This window comes from Brevibacillus sp. SIMBA_040 (genome assembly GCF_046535075.1).
In the GTDB taxonomy this organism is placed as follows: Bacteria; Bacillota; Bacilli; order Brevibacillales; family Brevibacillaceae; genus Brevibacillus.
In genome coordinates this window covers 303,290-324,466 of record NZ_JAWRXI010000002.1, presented here as the reverse complement: position 1 = coordinate 324,466, position 21,177 = coordinate 303,290, and the positions used below count along the sequence as shown (strand labels likewise).

18 protein-coding genes are annotated in these 21,177 nt (G+C 47.6%); all 18 read left to right on the top strand.

Annotated elements, in window-relative coordinates:
- The first annotated feature begins 14 nt into the window (after window positions 1-14).
- The 18 genes from panD to SB752_RS04400 all read left to right on the top strand — a co-directional run bounded on the left by panD (window position 15) and on the right by SB752_RS04400 (window position 21,177).
- Window positions 15-398, top strand: coding sequence for an aspartate 1-decarboxylase (gene panD / locus SB752_RS04485; RefSeq protein ID WP_312108556.1), 384 nt, complete (start codon window positions 15-17; stop codon window positions 396-398).
- An 83-nt stretch (window positions 399-481) separates the two neighbouring features.
- Complete coding sequence (locus SB752_RS04480) at window positions 482-1,969, top strand: tetratricopeptide repeat protein (RefSeq protein WP_410714528.1); 1,488 nt, start codon at window positions 482-484, stop codon at window positions 1,967-1,969.
- 91 nt (window positions 1,970-2,060) lie between these two features.
- Window positions 2,061-4,970 carry an ATP-dependent DNA helicase DinG gene (dinG, locus tag SB752_RS04475; protein WP_410714527.1) on the top strand — a complete coding sequence of 970 codons (2,910 nt, stop codon included), beginning with the start codon at window positions 2,061-2,063 and terminating at the stop codon, window positions 4,968-4,970.
- 41 nt (window positions 4,971-5,011) lie between these two features.
- The gene (locus SB752_RS04470; protein ID WP_410714526.1) at window positions 5,012-5,905 is read left to right on the top strand and encodes a ComEC/Rec2 family competence protein; all 894 of its coding nucleotides are present in this window, start codon (window positions 5,012-5,014) and stop codon (window positions 5,903-5,905) included.
- A 15-nt stretch (window positions 5,906-5,920) separates the two neighbouring features.
- On the top strand, window positions 5,921-6,544 hold the full coding sequence (locus SB752_RS04465; protein ID WP_410714525.1) for a redox-sensing transcriptional repressor Rex: 624 nt from the start codon (window positions 5,921-5,923) through the stop codon (window positions 6,542-6,544).
- A gap of 16 nt (window positions 6,545-6,560) precedes the next feature.
- Complete coding sequence (locus SB752_RS04460; protein WP_103105207.1) at window positions 6,561-7,865, top strand: amidohydrolase; 1,305 nt, start codon at window positions 6,561-6,563, stop codon at window positions 7,863-7,865.
- A 377-nt stretch (window positions 7,866-8,242) separates the two neighbouring features.
- Window positions 8,243-8,938: a hypothetical protein gene (locus SB752_RS04455; RefSeq protein WP_410714524.1), complete on the top strand. Its 696-nt coding sequence runs from the start codon at window positions 8,243-8,245 to the stop codon at window positions 8,936-8,938.
- A 29-nt stretch (window positions 8,939-8,967) separates the two neighbouring features.
- Window positions 8,968-9,447, top strand: coding sequence for a cell wall elongation regulator TseB-like domain-containing protein (locus SB752_RS04450; RefSeq protein ID WP_410714523.1), 480 nt, complete (start codon window positions 8,968-8,970; stop codon window positions 9,445-9,447).
- A gap of 158 nt (window positions 9,448-9,605) precedes the next feature.
- Entirely contained in the window at window positions 9,606-10,133 is a 528-nt protein-coding gene (locus SB752_RS04445; RefSeq protein WP_410714522.1) for a hypothetical protein, read from the top strand.
- Complete coding sequence (locus SB752_RS04440) at window positions 10,126-11,640, top strand: AAA family ATPase (protein WP_410714521.1); 1,515 nt, start codon at window positions 10,126-10,128, stop codon at window positions 11,638-11,640. Before SB752_RS04445 ends, SB752_RS04440 begins: the two co-directional genes overlap by 8 nt.
- Window positions 11,641-11,800: 160 nt before the next feature.
- Window positions 11,801-14,224: a WIAG-tail domain gene (locus SB752_RS04435; protein WP_410714520.1), complete on the top strand. Its 2,424-nt coding sequence runs from the start codon at window positions 11,801-11,803 to the stop codon at window positions 14,222-14,224.
- A 229-nt stretch (window positions 14,225-14,453) separates the two neighbouring features.
- Window positions 14,454-15,743, top strand: a complete 1,290-nt coding sequence (asnS, locus tag SB752_RS04430; protein ID WP_103105201.1) for an asparagine--tRNA ligase — start codon at window positions 14,454-14,456, stop codon at window positions 15,741-15,743.
- Between the two features lie 113 nt (window positions 15,744-15,856).
- Complete coding sequence (locus SB752_RS04425) at window positions 15,857-16,552, top strand: DnaD domain-containing protein (protein ID WP_410714519.1); 696 nt, start codon at window positions 15,857-15,859, stop codon at window positions 16,550-16,552.
- 115 nt (window positions 16,553-16,667) lie between these two features.
- Window positions 16,668-17,099: a hypothetical protein gene (locus SB752_RS04420; RefSeq protein ID WP_410714518.1), complete on the top strand. Its 432-nt coding sequence runs from the start codon at window positions 16,668-16,670 to the stop codon at window positions 17,097-17,099.
- Window positions 17,080-18,258: a glycosyltransferase family 4 protein gene (locus SB752_RS04415; protein WP_410714517.1), complete on the top strand. Its 1,179-nt coding sequence runs from the start codon at window positions 17,080-17,082 to the stop codon at window positions 18,256-18,258. The genes SB752_RS04420 and SB752_RS04415 overlap by 20 nt, the downstream gene beginning before the upstream one ends.
- 122 nt (window positions 18,259-18,380) lie before the next feature.
- The gene (locus SB752_RS04410) at window positions 18,381-19,427 is read left to right on the top strand and encodes a glucose-1-phosphate thymidylyltransferase (RefSeq protein ID WP_410714516.1); all 1,047 of its coding nucleotides are present in this window, start codon (window positions 18,381-18,383) and stop codon (window positions 19,425-19,427) included.
- Entirely contained in the window at window positions 19,424-20,227 is an 804-nt protein-coding gene (locus SB752_RS04405; RefSeq protein WP_410714515.1) for a glycosyltransferase family 2 protein, read from the top strand. The genes SB752_RS04410 and SB752_RS04405 overlap by 4 nt, the downstream gene beginning before the upstream one ends.
- Window positions 20,224-21,177, top strand: coding sequence for an NAD-dependent epimerase/dehydratase family protein (locus SB752_RS04400; RefSeq protein WP_410714514.1), 954 nt, complete (start codon window positions 20,224-20,226; stop codon window positions 21,175-21,177). The genes SB752_RS04405 and SB752_RS04400 overlap by 4 nt, the downstream gene beginning before the upstream one ends.

The window sequence follows — 21,177 nt, the reverse complement described above, 5'->3', positions numbered from 1 at the left end:
GGGAGGAACTACCTGTGCTGCGCACAATGATGAAAGCGAAAATCCATCGCGCTACCGTGACGGAAGCAAATCTCAATTATGTCGGAAGCATTACGATCGACAAGAATCTTTTGGATGCATTGGATATTTTGCCAAACGAAAAGGTCCAAATCGTAAACAATAACAATGGTGCACGCCTTGAAACCTACGTTATCGAAGGAGCACCAGGCAGTGGCGTCATCTGCCTGAATGGTGCAGCTGCTCGCCTGGTACAGGAGGGGGACATCGTCATCATCATAGCGTATGCGATGATGTCTGATGAAGAAGCTCGTACGTACAAGCCTCGGGTTGCCATTATGGATGAGAAGAATCAAATTAAGGAACTGATCGCAGAAGAAATACACGCGACCATTTTGTAAATCCCAATTAGCTGCTGTTGCATAGAGCCACCTGCCTTGTGAGACAATGAGAGTACTCACGCCTCATAGGGGGTGGCTTTTGCGTGAAAATAGAAGATTGGTTCCAAACACTGCGCCGAAAGGCTGAAATCATTGAAGAAAAGTGGTCAGATGCCTCCGATCAGGAACGGCATCAAATGGCAGATCAGCTGTTTCATTTGCGCCAAGTCAGCGATACAGTCGTAGATCTTTGGTTACAATTTGAAGAACGCTTGTCCAATGCAATTCGTACCATCAAACAATATGAGGGGCAATTGCCCGAACAGCAAAAAGACAAGTCAGAAATGACAGCGGAGGCATCTGGGGAAGCTGCTGTTTCCTCAGCAAAGGGAACTGCGCAAAAACAGCAACTAGCCACTAAAAGCGCGACTGAAAAGACACAGAGCGATTTGAATGGGTATGAGCCGTTGTTTCGCAAGGGCGAGGGCTTCTATCATCTGAGAATGTATCAAGACGCAAAGAAATGCTTTTCGGAGCTTGTAGGCGAGTCACCCGATTGGGAAATCGGTCGTTTGTATTACGGGTACAGTTTATTGTTTTGCGAGGAGCCTGAGACTGCCTTTCGGGAGTTTCGCCTTTTGAGCAAATCGGCCAGCTCTCCTGCCGTAATGGCAATTAGCTATAATGCGATGGGGTGTATTCTGGCAGAAGAAGAACAATGGCTTGAGGCTGCTCAAGCCTTCAAGGCATCTCTTGAAATCAAGGATGATCAATTCGAGGCCAAGTATAATTTGGCGCTCTGTTTCCTAATGGATGGCGATGCGCAAGAAGCATTGGATGAGATTGAAGCGTATTTGGTGAAGAATGAGCATGACTGGGAAGCGCAAATGCTCTGGCTGCGTGCTGCACAACTGCTTCAAAGGATGGATGAGGATGTCGAACTAGTCCCACCCGAATCGCTGCGCCTTCCTACGCGTGATTTGGATAGCGATACCCTGCAGGAAATGGCGTCCTTATACGAATCGGTAGGAAATTATCATCGCGCGCAGGTATGCTATCACTTTTTAGCGGAGCGTTTGCCTAAAGAAGGGTGGACGTGGCACGGCTTAGCATGGAACACCTGGTTGATTGCAGGAACGAAGCGAGCTTTGACACTTGTGAAAAAAGCCATCAGCTTATCTCCGACTAATGACGATTTTACGTTTAGCTATGGGTGGATGCTGTTGTTTGACGGGAAGCTCGACGAAGCAGTCCATGCGTTTCGCAGCATTCTTGAGAAAGATAGGGACAATCGCTTGGGGCAGTCAGGAATGATATCGGCATACGAAAAAATGGGCGATCTGCAGGAGGCGAAAAGACTAGCCAAGAAGTTCACTCTGGATGAACAGTCATACATTCGCTCTCTGGGCTACTTCCATCTGGGGCGACTCGCACTGTTAGAAGAAAACTGGCGCTTGGCGGAGCAGTATTTTCAACGGACTCTTCCACATAGTAATCAGTTCCGTGAGATCCCGATCTACCTCCAATTATGTGCCATTAAATTGGGCGAGCAGGGGGAAGAGGAATCTGCCAATCGGCTTTTGCAGCCATAAATGTATGATGGGAGCAGGAAAAACCCTTTCACTGACGAATGTGAAAGGGTGCGGATAACAGTATCCGCCCAGGTTACGAGGTGACAGACGTTTGAAACGATTACTGGTAGTAGATTTCGAAACAACGGGTAGCCATCCGCGTCAGGGAGACAGCATCATTCAAATCGGAGCGGTAGCGATTGATGATGGTCAGATTACAGACAGCTTCTCCACCATGATTAACCCCGGACAGGCTATCCCATCATTCATTACTCAATTAACAGGAATTACAGACGAGATGGTGGCAGACGCGCCTTCATTGGAGGAAGTGTTTCCTCGCTTCTTGCGCATGTTAGATGGCCGCACCTTTGTTGCACACAATGCCAGCTTTGATCTCCAATTTTTGCAAGAAGCCCTGCTGAGCCAGGGCTATTACGCGTTTGATGGCTATGTACTGGATACAGTAGAGCTGTCACGCATCCTTTTACCGATGCAAAACAGCTATCGGCTAGGGGAATTGGCCTCCGAATTGGAGATCGAGCATGATAACCCACATCAGGCGGATAGTGACGCGATGGCAACAGCGCAGCTCTATCTGCATTTGTTAGATATTTTGGAGCATATGCCGTTGGTTACGATCCAACGCTTGCAAATGCTTGTAACATCCTTTCGCTCAGACATTGAAGTGCTTTTACGCCAAATGGAAATGGAAAAGCTGGCTTCGGTGCCTGAGCTAGACGAATCCGCTAACCCAAACGAAAATGCAGAGTCTGACATGTGGGATATTTACCGCCAGTTGGCCCTGAAAAAGCGTCCAGAAAAGCTTACGGCTTCCTTTCAGCGCCCTGATTTTGCCATGGTGGAGCAAAAAGCTTTCGTGGAGAGACTGGATGAGGTAGTCGGTGATCAGGGGAGTATGCAAACGCATGTACCAGGCTACCAACGTCGGGATGCTCAGGAAGCCATGATGCACGCAGTATTTGAAGCGATGCAGGAAGGCTCGCATCTATTGGTGGAGGCAGGTACCGGCACGGGCAAGTCGCTTGCGTATTTGTTGCCGGGGATCATTTGGGCAAAAGACAATCAGCAGCAACTGATCATCAGTACAAATACCATACAATTGCAAGAACAGCTTCTTCATAAAGAAATAGCCACGCTGCAGCAGTCTTTGCCGTTTTCGTTCTCCGCTTCTACGTTAAAAGGACGCGGGAACTACCTCTGTCTGCGCAAGCTGGAGCAGGCATTAGACGAGCCAGTAGAGGGAAGCAGCCAGGAGCTTCGTCTTGTTAAAGGCCAAATGCTGACATGGCTGACGCAAACGAGCACGGGGGATGTTGAGGAGCTTAGTATGCCACCTACAGGCCAATTATTTTGGCAGCAGGTGAAAAGTGATACCGGCTCTTGTCTTAATCGAGCATGTCCTTGGTTTAGTCGTTGCTACTACTTCCAGGCAAAGGAACGCTCGCGCGATGCTGATGTACTCATCGTCAACCATGCACTTCTCATAAGCGACCTGCAAGCAGAAAACCGGATACTGCCACCTTACGAGGTTGCTGTCATCGACGAGGCCCATCATTTGGAGGAAGCGGCAACCCAGCATTTGGGCAAGCAATTTACGACGACCCAGCTTCTCTTTCTGCTGGATCGGGCTTCATTAGACGATGGCGGTGTTGTGCCACGCTATGCGGAGGAATTGCAGAGCTGGCTGCCATCCATCAGTGATGCTGTAACAGGGCAAATGACGGAGTTGAAAAAGCTGTTACCAACGCTTCGCGACAAAGCACAGCAGTGGACGCAGCATTTGTATGCATGGGCATCTGATCGAGCGGAGGAGACAACGGATGCAGGGCGAGAAACAGTTCGCTATCGCATCGAGTCTTTTTCGGGCAAGCATGAAAAAATCCGCAAGAACACCAAAAAACTGATTGAAGCCATGAGTTCTTTTGCCAGTCATCTGGACGAACTGCTTCGGGCTGTTCCTACAGACGAGAAGCCGACTTTTGCTGTTCGCAGCCTCCGCACGGATTTACAAGGTTTGGCTAACGAATGGCAAAAAGTGATGGAGCACCTGCATTTCTTTTTGCAGGAGCATGACCCAGAATACGTGTACTGGATGGAGGTAGAGTCCCGCGTGGCTCGCAAACAGGTTCATCTGTCTGCGGCACTCCTCAAGGTTGCTGATTCACTCGCTCAACCATTATTTGCTCAAAAGCATAGTTTGATTCTGACCTCTGCCACGTTGACGGTAAAAAACAGCTTTTCGTATGTCAAAAGTCGCTTTGGATTAGATCAGCTGCCTGAGGAACGCGTGAGAACACTCTCTCTGCCATCTCCATTTGCGTACGATGAGCAAGGACTTTTGCTCATACCCGCTGATTTTCCGGCTCCGGGCAAAGAGAATGATCAATCCTACCTGGAGGCAATCATTCAGGGCTGTTTGGATGTTGTGGTCGCAACGAAGGGAAGGACACTCATCCTGTTTACGTCTCACTCTATGCTGCGGATCGTGTACATGGCGCTAAAAGAAAGACTGGCGGACGCGCCGGAAGCCTATACACTGTTTGGACACGGCATTGACAGCAACAACCGCAGCAAGCTCGTTCGCCTCTTTCAGAGCATGGACCGAAGTGTACTCTTGGGGACGAGCAGTTTTTGGGAGGGGGTTGACATCCCTGGTGAATCACTCAGCAGCCTGGTCATTGTGCGCTTGCCGTTTACACCGCCTAATCACCCGGTCTATCAAGGACGTGCCGACCTGTTGAAGGCAGAGGGGAAAAACGCATTTATGTCCATGGCATTGCCACAAGCAGTCATTTTGTTCAAGCAAGGGGTTGGGCGATTGATTCGTCATCATCTGGATCGCGGTGTCGTTGTTGTTTTTGATACGCGCGTCGTAGAATCGCGTTATGGCCGATCGTTTCTGCAATCTTTGCCGCCGTATCAGACCGAAAGTGGACCGTGGCCGACTCTTCGTGAGCGAATAGAACCATTCCTTAGTATGCAATCCCTGCCAGATTCATAAAATGAAGCAATAGTCTAGCAGAGATTTAGGTGATAAAATAAATGTTATGGAAAAAAGAGTGGCGCTGGTTGCTCGTTTTTGGCGTAATACTTCTCGCTGGCTGTTCGATTGACAACCATTTGCAAGAAGCGGTAAAAGTAGAGGACCCATATGAAAGCGAAAGCGAACAGGATTTTTCCGGCCTCGTGATCTCGTATTGGGCATTGCCGCATGGAGAGAGCACATTAGTGCGATTACCTTATGGTAAAACCATGCTGATCGATACCGGAACTGCCGAGGATTGGCCTGTTTTGTCGGAGTATTTGGCAGAGCAAAAGCTGACGCGGCTGGATTATTTGGTGTTGACGAATGATCAGCCGGAGCATGTAGGGGGTTACTCGCTTTTATCCAAGCAAATTTTGGTGGAGAACGTCATTTTACCCAAACTGGTGAAAGAAACGATTCAGCGTGTAACCCCCTTTCGTTCTGGCGTAGGGCAGCTGGCGGTAGAAGCGGGGCAGATTGTTACCCTCGATAAAGAAGTATCCATGAACGTATTGCTTCCAGATGAACCTTTGTTTTTATCACCCCAAAACAATTCACTCGTTTTCCGACTTGTGCACGGCAATTTGCATTTTTTGTTTACCAGTGGTGTAAATGAAAAGGCGGAAGAACGCTTGCTTGAGCGATATGCAGGCCAGCTCAAGGCAGAAGTGCTCAAGGTCGGAGACGAGGGTAGCAACCAAGGAACCTCTCAGCCTTTTCTCACTGCTGTCGATCCACAGGTTGCCATCATTCAAACTGGGAAACCGCGCGATAAAATGAAGGATGGCCAAACGGAGGTTCTTGAGCGTTTGGGGGAATCATGGGCAGAAACTTACATTACAAGTGATGCAGGAACAATCACGATTTTATCAAATGGGAAAGATTACCGTATTTTGAAGCAAAAGAAGTAAGGGGGAAGACCGAACGTGGCGAAACACGAAAAGATTTCGGAAGCGGTCGTCCGCCGCCTGCCGATTTATCTGCGTTACCTCAGTTATTTACAGCAAGTCGAGGTGACAACCGTTTCTTCCCAGCAAATGGGCAGGAATCTCGATGTAAATCCCGCCCAAATCCGAAAAGACCTGGCTACATTTGGTGATTTCGGGAAAAAAGGTATTGGCTATGATGTAAATTACTTGGTGGAGAAGATCCGGCAAATACTGAAATTGACCGATGAAATCAGAGTTGCGCTCGTAGGGGCCGGAAATTTGGGACACGCCATCAGCAACTATAACGCTTATTTGAAAGATAACATGCGGATTGCGGCTATTTTTGACAGCAATCCCAAAAAAGTAGGGAATGAACTCGCAGGCCTATCTATTCAACCGTTGGATGAGCTGGCAAAAACCATTGCTACAAAGCAAATCAAGCTGGCGATTATTACTGTTCCGGCGCCAGCTGCGCAATCCGTATGTGATCTGTTGACTCAAGCGGGGATCAAAGGCATCCTGAATTTTGCACCGACGACGATCCGAGCACCCAAGGATGTAAGAATCCACTACGCAGATGTGACTTCCAATCTGCAAAGCTTGGCCTATTATTTAACGTAGAGAACGGAGTGTACTCATGAAAAAAACGATCCTCATTCACGCAACCGTCATCACAGCAAATGACCAAAACGAAGTCATCCATGATGGTGCTGTAGCTTTTGAAGGCAACAAGATTACTTATGTAGGACCGACTCCAGAAGATCTGTCTGACGCTGGCTACGATGAAGTCATCGACCAAAAAGGAGACTTCATCCTGCCAGGTCTGATTAATACGCACGGACACGCAGGTATGTCCTTGCTACGCGGTTATGCGGATGATCTCCCGTTGCAGCAATGGCTGGAGGACAAAATGTGGCCATTGGAAGCTCAATTTACTGGCAACTCGGTTAAATGGGGCACTCAACTGTCTCTGATTGAGATGATTCGTACAGGTACCACTACATTCGTCGATATGTATGATCATATGGACGAGGTGGCAAAGGCCGTAGAAGCATCTGGTATGCGTGCGCGGCTGTGTCGAGGTATGATTGGTCTCTGCTCCGAAGAAGAGCGTCAAACCAAGCTGAAGGATGCTACCTTGTTTGCGAAGGAATGGCATAACCAGGCAGATGGTCGTATCACCGTCATGATGGCACCGCATGCGCCGTACACATGCTCTCCAGAATTCATCACCCAAATTATCGAAAAGGCAGACGAGTTGTCCCTGCCTCTCCACATTCATATGTCAGAAACGGCGTGGGAAGTAGGACAAAATGAAAAAGATTACGGCCTGCGACCAGTTGCTCATCTGGAAAAGCTGGGTATGTTTGCACGTCCGACCCTGGTTGCGCATGCCGTACATTTGACGGATGAAGAGATCGACATCTTGGCAAAATATAACGTGAAGGTTTCCCATAACGTTGTCAGTAATCTGAAGCTGGCGAGTGGGGTTGCTCCTGTACCAAAAATGCTGGCAAAGGGCGTAAGTGTTTCCTTGGGGACAGACAGCTCTGCCAGCAATAACAACCTCAATTTGTTTGAAGAATTGAAGCTGGCTGCGATTCTGCATAAAGGCGTGAACAACGATCCCGTAGCAGTGCCAGCCGAAGAAGCTCTGCGCATGGCTACCCGTTATGGTGCAGATGGCGTGTTCCAGGCTGATACACTCGGCTCGCTCGAAGTGGGCAAGCAGGCAGACATCATCGTTCTCGATAGTCACCAAGCCCATTTCCATCCAGCTCATGAACCAATTTCACATGTGGTATACGCTGCCAATGGACGAGATGTAAAAGATACGATTGTAGCCGGTAAGTTCCTCATGCGTAACCATAAGCTGTTGACGATTGATGAAGAACGTGCCATTTACGAAGCAAATCGCGTTTTCCAATCGTTGAAACGGTAAAAAGGCTCCTGTCAGGTGTGGACAGGAGTAAGAGAAGAAAAGGTGTAGGTAGGGGAATTTGGGTAATACTCGGGTCGTTCGCTCATTTTCGCCAGAGCTCTGTCAGGGAATGATGGCGAAAATGTAGTGTGGGTGTGTGCGACAATCGACGCAGTGGTGAGGACAAACCTGCCCAGGAGACGCGGTATTCCTGTAACAGAAACCCTAGTATGTCAGGAGAGGGGGTTTGTTGCGACCATTTCACGCGCTCACCTCCTCGGGGTGTATAGGTAGTATGACCGACCACCACCATGCTATGATTAGCAAGTTTTCCGTGCCGTTCTAAAACCTTCCCGTATAGCATAGGCTAGAGACAAAAATGGGACAGGGGGAACGGTATGTATATAAGGCCCAAACAGATGTGGTGGCTCATTCCTATTTTTAGTGGGCTATTCCTCATCGGGATTACACTCGGGGCGCTCGGCAACAAAATGGGGACAGATACATTAGCATCGTCTGATCAGGCAATAGAGGGAGATCGCAATCCTGTGGCATTGTCAAAGCTCTTGGATCAATTGACACAAGATGAGGAGCGTTCTTTCATTGTTTATATGCAGGACAGTGCTTTAAATGGGCGATATCAGCATGAACGTTTTGAGCTGAATGGAGAAGTTGGCGGACACAAATTTGAGGTGTCACGAGATGCGCAGCAACGAATCGCTATTCAAATTGATGGACAGATTCAAAATGATGCATCACTGCCGTATGCTCTTTTCACGCCGTATGAGCATGCAACCTTGATCAAAGGGGTATTGCAATCGGTGCAGGCAAAAAGCATTCAAGACCCAGGTGGGCAAGGCTTGCATGGATATCGTTTGTCTGTACCTGCACATGAGGTGACCTCGCTGCTTTCGATGTGGCTTGGAGCGTCTTTCCCCATGAACGATTTGCCGGCAGATGTAGCGAAAGGAATTGGCGTTGATTATCAGCTCTGGTATGATTCCGAATCCCAGCAAATTCGGCAGCTGGAGCTTGAACTAAGCATGCAGACGGCAACGGGAGTAAAGCAACAACAGCTCCGTTTCCGATTATAAGGTCAAGCAAATAAAGGAGTAATTTAGCAGTGTTTGTAAGAATTGTTGTGGGAGTAATCGCTGTCATCCTGCTTACAGGAGCGGGATTTGCGTACCATTTGACTTCCTCTGTTGCGGGGGAAAGACAAGCTTTTGATGAGGTTGTTCGTCAATGGGTCCAAGATCGAACCACGATCACCGAGATTGAATCCATAGATGAGTATCGTGGCAAAGAAAGCTATGCCGTTGTATTGGGAAAAAATAAAGCAGGTACTTCAGTTGTCGCTTGGCTGACAGATAAAACGGCAGCTTTTGATAGTATGGAACGGGCAGTGCCTAGGAAAAATGTGGAGGCAGCTGTGCAAAAGAACTTCCCTAATGCTGAAATCAGACATATCGTTCCCGGATTGGACGCTGAGAAGCGGTTTTGGGAAGTAACCCTCAAAGCTCAGGATGGACGATTTCATTACCTTCATTACGATCTTTTTAGCGGGGCTCTGATTACAGCTTACACGCTATCTCCAACCTAATAATCGTGGCTATGAACAGACCTTTTCCCTAGTGGAAAGAGGTCTGTTTGGCATTTGAGCCAATAACTGTATAATAAATTGATATACTCATATGATATACTGGTTTCGTTGAAGAGAGAGAAACAAGAACGAGAAAACATGACATAGGGGGAGTAGCTGTGCAGTTGAAAAAAAGTGCGATTGGCTTGTCCTTGCTGGCGACACTGGTACTCCTGTTCGGTGGATGGTTCTTGTATCAAAAGATGGAGATCGAAGAACCGATCCGTACAGAGGTAGGCCAGATTCATTCAGCCACGCTGGGTCAATTGAATATAGGTAAAGACAAGATTGAGATAGATTTGAAGGTTACAAAACCAGAAAATTTTCCACAAGAATATCGTGAGCTGGTAGCGAATACATCCAAGCTTGCTGGTGATAAAGAAGTAGAGATTCGCGTGGTGAACCAATCACAAGCGATGGACGACATTTGGAAAAATGGACAGTTTTTGTTTACAGAAGCGATTGATTTGCACCAATACAGCCGTATCCCGCAAATGGTGTCGGAATGGAAAGCGGATAACAAGCTGGATGAAGCAACTGCCTTGATGGATGATGCCAATATTTATGTTTACATGAAAAAAGGAACGGAGGATTTTTATACGATCGTACCCCGTTCCAAGGAAAAAGAGGTGACGGCTCGTGGGTAAAGAATTACTGATCGGTGTCGTTCCCGGAATCCTGATTTTCTTGATGTTTCTAGGTGTGAACATTACTCCCTTCCTGCTCTTTGCCTTGGTGCTAGGAGCTATTTACTTCATGGTTATACGTCAACAGGGAGGCCGGGGCGGCAACGTCGCACTCGGGGGGAAACGAAAGCAAAACAAACACGAGATTCCCAAGTCGAATGTACAGTTTGCTGACATCGGTGGTCAAGAGCGCGCGAAAAAGGAGTTAAAAGAAGCGCTCGATTTTCTCGTCTATAAAGATAAAATTGCGCAGTATGGCATTCGCCCTATAAAAGGTGTGCTTTTGACAGGGCCCCCAGGTACAGGAAAGACGTTGATGGCAAAGGCAGCAGCGAATTACACGAATTCAGCTTTTGTAGCAGCGTCCGGATCGCAGTTCGTGGAGATGTACGTAGGGGTTGGGGCACAACGTGTGCGTGAGCTGTTTAAAGAAGCGAAAACCATGGCAGAAAAAAACAATCAGGATAGTGCGATTATTTTTATTGATGAGATTGACGTAATCGGCGGAAAACGGGATGGTCAGCAGCAGCGGGAATACGATCAAACGTTAAACCAGCTGTTGACCGAGATGGATGGAGTGGCAACGAGTGACAAGCCGCGAGTCCTTGTAATGGCAGCTACTAACCGCAAAGATATGCTGGATGCTGCGCTGCTTCGCCCGGGTCGTTTTGACCGACACATCATTGTCGATTTGCCTGATAAGCCGGCACGTGAACAGATTTTGACGATTCACACAGCCAACAAGCCACTTGGCTCCGATGTTACCTTGGAAAAAGTAGCACAGGAGACATTCGGATTCTCTGGCGCCCAGCTGGAGAGCGTAGCCAATGAAGCCGCGATTTATGCGATGCGGGATGCTTGTGAGAAGATCGAAGCGAAGCATTTTGCGTATGCCGTCGACAAGGTCATGCTCGGTGAAAAGGTAGACCGGGAAGCGTCCGAGGAAGAGAAGAAGCGTGTAGCTTTGCATGAGCTGGGTCATGCCATCGCTAGTGAAATGGTTCGTCCTGGTTCTGTATCGCAGGTAACACTCAGTCCTCGTGGCAAAGCACTCGGATATGTTCGCCAAAATCCGATGGAAGACCGTTACTTGTACACCAAGGAAGCGATGGAAAAACAAATCATGGTTTGTCTGGGTGGAGCGGTCGCCGAAGAGATTTACTATGGTGGTCGCAGTACAGGCTCCAAAAACGATTTTGAGCAAGCGCTGGGTATGGCCCAAGAGATTGTACAAAGCGGGATGTCCCGTCTGGGGATTGTCCATCTGCAATACGTAGACAAAACGCGCATTCACGATGAGGTAGAACGACTGCTAGATAATATGCTGGAACAGACGCGTACCCTGCTCAGACAGTTTGACTCCGTATTCCAGACTGGTCTGCACACGCTGATGGAGGCAGAAGTCCTGCAAGGTGATGAGTTCCGCACATTGCTAAAGCAAGAGAAAAAAGAAGAAGTAGCTGTCTAATAGTGTTTATCAAGTAAACTGCATGCTGGTGCGAAAGCGCTGGCTTGCGGTTTTTTTGCGTTGTCCGCTAAACATTTTTCCTATGACGGTGCCAAACGCCTATACAGATGAATATCCTACAAAATGATACGGGAAAGACATCAGGAGGCAAGGAGACTCTATGGCGAATGTGAACCGACGTAAGTTAAACAAAAACCTTGGAAAAACCATCAGGCAGACCCCGGCTGAAATTCCGTTGAGGCAATCACCTCCCGAAGTAGAATGGATGCATGATTTGGAAACGGAGCTATTAGAATCGGATTCGGGCAATTTACAACAATCGAGCTCATATGCAGGGAAGGGGGCACAGCATTACCCACCTCTGCAAAAAATCCCTAAGCAAAGCGTTTCCTCCAACCAGACGACGTACTCGAAAGTAATTAAAGAGCGCAATGATGATCGAGTTCAATCATTTGTATACACCGATGATTTGACGGATCAATCCGTAACAACTGAAAAAATCGCAAATCGTGCCATTGATTCCTCCAAAATCAAACCGGGAACGATCGATAGCGTCCTGTTGAAGGATTATGCAGTGGATAGCAGCAAGCTGGCTGACAGGAGTGTAACGTCCAACAAAATCGCACCCCATTCCATTCACGGCGAGCATTTAGGCAGAAATGTAATTACGAGTGATATGATACAGGATCATTCGATCTCTGGCCAAAAACTAATCAATAATAGCATTACATCCGAAAAGCTTGCGGACAAAATGATTGACTCGATGAAATTTGCCGATGGAGCAATCCAGAGCAAGCATATCCAGGATCAGGCGATTACAAGTGATTTAATACAGGATCAGTCGATTACATCAGATAAAATAAAAATGGGAAGCATCCTGACAAGAAACCTCGCCAACTATTCGATTAACGCGGTCAAAATCGAAGATGGAGCTGTCACGAATGACAAACTTCGCGACGGAGCGGTAACCGCACCAAAAATTGATGAGGATGCGATCGAGTCCCGGCACATCCGAGAAGGAGCCATTTTTCATCATCATTTGGCTGAGCAAGTCATCGACAGCAACAATTTGAGTCCTGGCAGTGTGACAGATCAGCATATTGCTTTTCAAACAATCTATAGTCAACATCTGCATCCAGAAGCGGTCACCAGCGATAAGATCAGTCCGTATGCGATATTGACGGAACACTTGGATCATTCGAGCGTAACCGCAGAAAAGGTAGCAAAAGAATCGATTGGCAGTGTGCATCTTCAGGCATCCAGCATCTTGACTAGCCACATGCAGGATGGATCTATCACGACGAAGAAAATTGGCAATCAACAGGTCACAACGGACAAATTGGCAGACAAGGGCGTTACGATAGAAAAGCTTGCAAATCGCAGTGTAGGCGAGCATCAGCTTGCGGAGGAGAGTGTAGGAGCGAAGCATTTGGCAAATGGTGCAGTCCGCGCTGAAAAAATAGCCAAACGATCGATTGAGGATCAGCATCTGACCGAGCGGCTCATCGGTAGTAATCATATTCTTGAATACGCTGTTCAAACACTGCATCTCTCAGACCATGTCGTCACGACCTCCAAGCTGGCACCAGAATCGGTTTCAACAGACAAAATTACTGAGCTGAGTGTCACGACTAACAAGCTGGCTGATTCCGTTATTACAGCCCCAAAAATGGCCACAGAAGCGGTCAAAACAAGACATTTGGGAAAAGCATCTGTCACGAGCGATAAAATTGCAGACAAAGCGGTAACGTCCACGCATCTTGCCAGTCAGTCTGTGCAAAATGAACATATTCAGCCTAAATCCATTTCCAAGGAGAAGCTGCAAGAGGGCAGTGTCACCCGCGATAAAATTGCAGAGCAAAGCATCGATGCCACCAAGCTGGATATGCAATCGGTGAAAGGCGAGCATGTAGTAAAAGGAACACTGACAGGAATTCATCTCAAAGAAGGCTCGATCACATCCGAGCATTTGGCTGAAAACAGTGTGGAATCTCAGCATCTCGGATCAGGTGTCATTACCGAGGATAAAATTGCCAACGGAGCGGTAAACGGGGCCAAGATAGCACCTGGTTCTATCGGACAAAACCATATCACAGACAACTCAGTTACTCCGCAAAAGCTATCATTTCAGCCAGTGGAAACGACCAGCCATTTGGGAGTGACACTCCAGCAGTTTGGTTTTATACCGTTTCGGATGGCTGCCAACACACAGTCAACAGATGTCACAGTCAGATTACCGCAGCCCTATGCGGATACGCATTACTGCATAGTAGCGATGACGAATCAAGCAGGCTTTTATACCTCGTTAAAATATACGAAGCGTACCTCGGCCATCATTACTGTAACCCGCTCAGAAGGTGATCAAGAAAGCGCAGGAGTCCTCCAGTGGATTGCCATCGGTGAAAAGGGAACGGAAGTAGAGGAAACGCTCTTGGACAATGTCATTGAGGAAGAATGGGAAGTGGATCAGGATGACCAGGATGAGATGGATCTCGAATTGGAAATCCATGATGAAGATCAAGATGAATCCTATCTAGAGGAAGACGATCAAGGGCTTGCCTCAGAGGATGAAAATCACTCCTAAATGTTTGCGTGGAAGCAAGAAGAATATGAGTCTTTAGACGGGCCTTGATAAAGGGAGCTTTTCCTAATAAGCGATGGGCTCCCTTATTTATCTTTTTAAGGCAACATAATTATATTATGGTAAACTGTATATGACGAGACTTTCATTGAATTTGCGCCAACCCAATAGTATAATTGCTCTGTATCCTTAGTCTGTATTTGTGTGGCATGGTAAATGGAGGGAATATCCGATGTTGACGACGATTGCCCAGGTTGGGCAGCATGTTGGACAAGAAGTACGTATGGGTTGCTGGCTATATAATAAGCGCAGCAGCGGTAAGATTCAATTTCTGCAACTACGGGATGGCTCCGGCTTCATTCAAGGGGTAGTAGTGAAGGCAGAAGTAGCTGAGGATGTTTGGGAGAAAGCATCCCAATTAACACAAGAAAGTTCTTTATACATAACAGGTGTAGTTCGTGCCGATGATCGTGCGCCAAGCGGATTTGAACTCACTGTAACCGGAGTGGAAATTATTCAGATCGCTCAGGAATATCCGATTTCGTTGAAAGAACATGGCGTTGATTTCTTGATGGACCATCGTCATCTGTGGCTGCGTTCCCCGCGTCAACGAGCTGTTATGGCTGTTCGCTCTGAAATCATTCGTGCCATGTACGAGTTTTTCCAAGAGAACGGATTCTACAAAGTGGACCCACCGATTCTGACTCCAACCTCTGCGGAAGGAACGACGAATCTGTTCCACACCAAATATTTTGATGAAGACGCATATTTGTCTCAGTCTGGTCAGCTTTACATGGAAGCGGCAGCAATGGCACTTGGCCGGGTGTATTCTTTTGGACCAACTTTTCGCGCGGAAAAATCCAAAACTCGCCGCCATTTGATTGAATTCTGGATGATTGAGCCGGAGATGGCTTTCGTCGATCACGAAGAAAACCTCCGCATCCAGGAAGCATTTGTATCTCATGTTGTGCAGTCCGTTCTGAAAAACTGTGAGCGTGAGCTGAAAACATTAGAGCGCGATACAACCAAACTGCAAAATGTAACAGGATCGTTCCCGCGCATTACATATGATGATGCAATCAAGCTGCTACAGGAAAAAGGCAGCGAGATCAAGTGGGGCGATGACTTCGGTGCACCAGATGAGACGATGATCGCTGAGCATTATGACAAGCCTGTTTTCATCACGCATTATCCGACCGAGATCAAGGCATTTTACATGAAGCCACATCCTGAGCGTCCGGAAGTGGTGTTGTGTGCCGACATGATCGCACCGGAAGGATACGGCGAAATCATCGGTGGCAGCCAACGGATTGACGATCCAGAGCTTTTGGAAAAGCGCTTTGCAGAGCATGAGCTATCCGAAGACGCTTATCGCTGGTATCTGGATCTTCGCAAATACGGTACAGTTCCGCATTCCGGCTTTGGTTTGGGTCTGGAGCGCACGATTGCCTGGATTTGTGGATTGGATCACGTTCGTGAAACCATTCCGTTCCCACGCATGCTGAACCGTCTCTATCCGTAGAGATTTTGTAACCGAAACACCCTGTTGCTATAGGGCAGCAGGGTGTTGCTATTGTGTGTACAGCGCGACTATCATACATCCTAGCCATTCCAACTCAGAGGTGAACATGCTTTATGGATTCCCATATTTTGCGATTGTTGCAAGAAGGTGCAACATCCGTATCAAATCTACTACTCAAAATGTACAAACGGATGTCGTTGGCTGATGATGAAATGATGCTGCTCATCCAACTGCTCTCCTTTCAACAGGAAGGGAATCGTTTTCCTACCCTGACAGAGCTGGAGGAGCGCATGTCCATGTCTAGCATGAGACTGATTCAGTCGCTGCAAAAGCTGCTAAAAGAAGACTGGTTAAGCATTGATGAATTTATTGATCCGCAATCAGGGATGCGACATGAGCAATACAATTTGACTCCGTTGTATCGAAAGCTGTACCAGACGTGGCGTGAACAGCAAACAGATACGCGTGCAGTAGAACCGCTTTTGGAGCCTTATCTGGAAACAGCTGCATCTCTCGAGGCGGAGCCAGTGGCCATTTATTCACGCTTTGAACAAGCATTTGGTCGTCCACTGTCACCGTTTGAGCTGGAGAGTATTCATATGTGGACGGAGCAGGACGGTTATCAGGAGGAGCTGATTTTGACTGCACTCCGAGAAGCCGCAACTGTAGGAAAGCTGCACATACGCTATATTGACCGGATCTTGCTGGAGTGGCAAAAGCAGCAAATCACCAGTGTAGAGCAGGCGCGCCTGTACAGCCTCAATTTCCGTAGACAATCTAGTGCAAAAGATTATCGGCAACCGCTTTGATTGATGACAATCAAGGCGGTTTTTTTGTACCTGCTGCTATGCACGTACACGTACCCATTTTCCGCGACTGTCATACCATATTACGTAGATTCAAGTTGCAGGAGGGGAATGTCTTGTGGAAAAAAGAAAAAAAGGGGATTTACCTCACTGGGTAACACCTGGTGTCTTCTCTGGTACTTATGTTGTCGATGAAGCTGTAGAGCGTATTTCCATAGTGAAGCCAGTAGAGAAGCCACCAGAAGCAGAGATAAAGGTAACCGTACAGGAAGGAGAAGCCAAGCTGGAAGCAGCTCCCGATTCAAAAGCGGAATTGGTGCTAGAGCCTTCCTTCGAGATCATCATGCGCGAGACGGATGTAGCGACAAGTGAAGAGCTGCAAAATTTGGAGCAGGAAGTTGCTTCCTTAAAAGAAACAGTCGCAGAATGGGAGAAGAAGTGGAAGGATGCGGAGGAGAGTCAGAAAAAAGAAATGCAATACCTGTATCAGGTGGTCCTTTCCCTGAAAAAGGAGTGGGAGATCGAGCGGAATGAACATCGCCATAATTAGTCCCGGGCCATTCTCGGTGCCACCCGTCAAAGGCAGCTCGGTGGAGCACGATATTGACGAAGTGACCAAAATGATTGATCCCGAGCATCAGGTGACGATCTATACCCGCAAATGCGCCACCTATCCAAAGTCCTCTGTGGAAGAAAATCGCGAATTTATTCGATATGCGTATAATGGTCCGACACCGTATTTGCAAAAAATTATCAAGCATATTCGCAAGCACAAACCAGATGTCATTCTTGTGGAGAACAGACCGACTTATGTGCTTACACTCAAGCGTCATTTTCCAAAAATCCCTGTGTTCGTCAACATGCATTCACATGTATATGGTTCTACCGCGATTATTAGCAAGGAAAAGATGAAAAAGGTTGTGCGTCAGGCGTCAGGCTTTTTCACTAACAGCGAATTTTTGCGGCAGCATTTTATGAAAACAAGCCGTATTCCTGCACACAAAATCCATGCGGTTCATCTCGGGGTCGATGTCTCTCCGTATCAGGTCGCTAAGCTGCACTATTCGATTAAAAAACTGCGCAAGCAAATCGGTCTCAAGGCAGAGGATCGAGTTCTCTTTTACGCGGGGAGACTGATGCGCGGAAAAGGGGTGCATGTTCTTTTAAAAGCTTTCCGACAGGTAAGCGAAAAAGACCCATTGGCTCGCCTGGTCATCGTCGGTGGTACGGGATATGGAAGCAATCGGTTAAACCCTTACGTAAAAGAGCTGAAGCAGCTGGCTAAGCCACTTGGTGACAAAGTAAAGTTCGTCAATTTTGTCCCCAGCGCAAAAATGCCACTCTACTACCAGATCGGGGATATCGTTGCGACTCCTTCGGTTTGGAAAGAAGCTTTTTGCCGAGTGAATCTAGAAGCCATGGCATCAGGTAAGCCCGTTATTTCTACCCCTCGTGGCGGGATCAAGGAGGTAGTGACCCATCAGGGAAGCGGCTTCTTAATTCCTCCTAAAGAATGGAGCAAAGAGCTGCCAATCATCTGGGAGTTATTATGGAGCGCCCCCCATATTCGCACGGAAATGGGAAAACAGGCACTGATGCGAGCCAGACAGTTTTCCTGGTACGCTACAGCACAAGGCTATCTAAAAGTATTTGAAAATGCAGTAGCAAAACGAGATCTGGGAAAACAGCCACTTCAAAAAATCGGATGAGAAACACTAACGGCCTATAGGTTGTTGCCCTTTCTTGCTTCTGTGTGGACGTCTGCCCTGTCCAGAAACCAAGGTACGCATACCTTATAAGTATCGCAGAGCACAACTGGGGAGTGATACTTGTGAAAGGGTTAATCTTGTGTGCTGGACGTGGTACGCGACTGCACCCCTTCTCCTATTCGCAACCGAAAACCCTCCTCCCTGTGGCCAATCATCCGGTATTACACTATTGCATCCGCAAATTGCGTGAAGTGGGTATCCATGACATCGGGATCGTCATTCACCCTTCTCAAGTGCAGATTCCACCACTCGTGGGCGATGGTAGCCAATTCGGGGCTGCCATTACGTTTATAGAGCAGGAGGAACCGCTGGGAATTGCTCATGCCGTCCATTTGGCGCAACCGTTCTTGCAAGACGAACCGTTTATCTTGTTACTTGGTGATAACTTGTTGATGGATTCGCTGCACGGGCTGAAGCGTGCGTTCTCCGAAGAAAATTCAGACGGTGTTGTGATGCTAAGTGAAGTGGAGAGACCACAGGATTATGGGATCGCCGAAGTACAGGAAGGGCGTCTGGTCTCAGTAGAGGAAAAACCCCGTCAGCCGAAGAGCAATCTGGCGGTAATTGGCGCATACCTGTTTACAAAACCCATTTTTGAGTCGATTGCTACACTCCAGCCATCCAGCCGTGGTGAATATGAGATCACGGATGCGATTCAGTCTTTGATTGATCGCGGTTTTCATATTGCTCATGCCGTTACAAGTGGCAAGTATTCGGATGTGGGAACCATAGATCGTTGGCTGGAGGCTAACCGGTGGGTACTAACACGGGATCTGGGTGCCGCTCATCAGGTTGGCGATGAAACCAGTGTAGTCAATTGTGAAATTGTCGGCCCGGTATTAATCGGAAAAGGATGCAAAATTGAAAATTGCCGTTTAGGCCCATTTGTTTCGATTCAAGATGGTGTTCATCTCAAAAATTGTACGCATATTGAGAATAGCATTCTTCTTGAAAACAGCTCCTTGCAGGACGTCAACTGGAAATTGACTGATAGTGTATTCGGTCGTTCCTCCAATTTAGAGGGTCATTCTAGTGATAGCAGCGGCGTGTTCATTTTGAGTGACAAATCATCGATTCGCATTCCGGCTGTAAAGAGGGAGGAGCTATGATTCCGACCTTTACTGTTGTTATCCCAGCCTATAATCGTGCTTCATTCATCCGCAAAGCAATCAGAAGTGTCCTGAAGCAAACCTCGAAGGACTGGAAGCTGTTGATCATGGATGATGCATCTACGGACAGAACGAGGCAAAAGGTGGAAAAGTATCTCTATCATCCAAACATCATGTACTATCGCATGGAGAAAAATTCTGGGATATCCAAAGTGATGAACCAAGCACTGTCCATGGTGGATACTCCCTACCTCGTTCAGCTGGATTCCGATGATTGGTTGCCAAAGCGAACCTTGGCGATTTTGAAGAAGTACATCAAGAAAAGCAAAAAAAGCACGGCACTGTTTTACGGAAATATAAAAATTTGGCGAGTGAAACGGGGGAGGTATTACAACCCGTTTCTGGTCAAACACAAGCATTTCCGCAACAAATATCAGTTTTTAAAGTACAACCGCTGGATGGTCGCTCCTCGTTGCTACCGGGTAGCCGCCCTGCATGAAGTAGGAGGCTGGGATACGTCTGATAAATACGAAGGTAGAATTATGGAGGACAGACGAATCGTCCTGCGTTTAATCGAAAAGTACCGAGTCCGATTTATTAATCGCAAGCTGTATAACCGGACAAAACACCGTGGGCAGCTGACAGACAACAAAATGAAGCGTAGACGCAATCACCTCCGGAAAAAGACGTTCAAGCATTATTTGAAACGATGGGGGAAAAAGTACAAAGCTGTTTACGGATATAGAAATGGTTATCTGGTGATCAAACGGCTGAAGAAAGTGAGGCGGCGACGTCGATGACAAAAGCGCTTGTTACCGGTTGTGCCGGTTTTATCGGGTCTCATTTGACTCAGCGCTTGTTAAATGACGGAGTAACAGTCATCGGAATTGATGGGTTTGTGGACAATTACGATGTGGCTGCGAAGCTTCGTAATTTGGCAGAGATCGGGAATCGCCCAGCCTTTACCTTTCACTCGACTATGTTGCAAGCACAACGCTGGGAGGATTGGCTAGATGGAGTGGATGTTGTCTATCATCTAGCCGCCCTACCAGGTGTACGAAATAGCTGGGGTAAGGCTTTTACCGATTATGTCAGCCATAATATTTTGGCAACGCAATTTTTACTGGAGGCATGTCTACAGCTCCCTAAACCACCTGTAGTAGTCGTCTCCTCTTCATCCTCTGTCTACGGAACGATGCAAGGCTCTTATACAAATGAGAGCGCACCGCTTCGTCCCGTTTCCCCGTATGGAATGACCAAGGAAGCGATGGAGCAAATTTGCTTGGTTTATGTGAAAGCATTCGGGTTACCCATAACGATGCTGCGGTACTTCACGGTCTACGGCCCAAGGCAACGGCCAGATATGGCATTTCACCGTTTTTTCCGCCAACTGATGAAGGGAGAACCGGTGGCAGTATTTGGCGACGGCCAGCAGACGAGGGACTTTACCTATGTGACTGATGCGGTAGAGGCGAACTTGCTAGCTGCCAAGCATGCAGCTCCAGGGGAAATATTCAATGTCGGCGGTGATCGTGAAATAAAGCTCATTGATGTATTAAGTATCATGGGTGGGTTACTCAGCACGACCCCACAAATTGTTTATCAGAACGGTCCAGCAGGAGATTCGAAGCGCACTTGTGCGGATATCACTCTAGCACAAAGCCGTTTGGGATACCACCCGAAGGTGTCATTGGAGGATGGTTTACGCCAACAGTTAGCTGATATGCGTTCGCAAAGAAAGGGACCATGA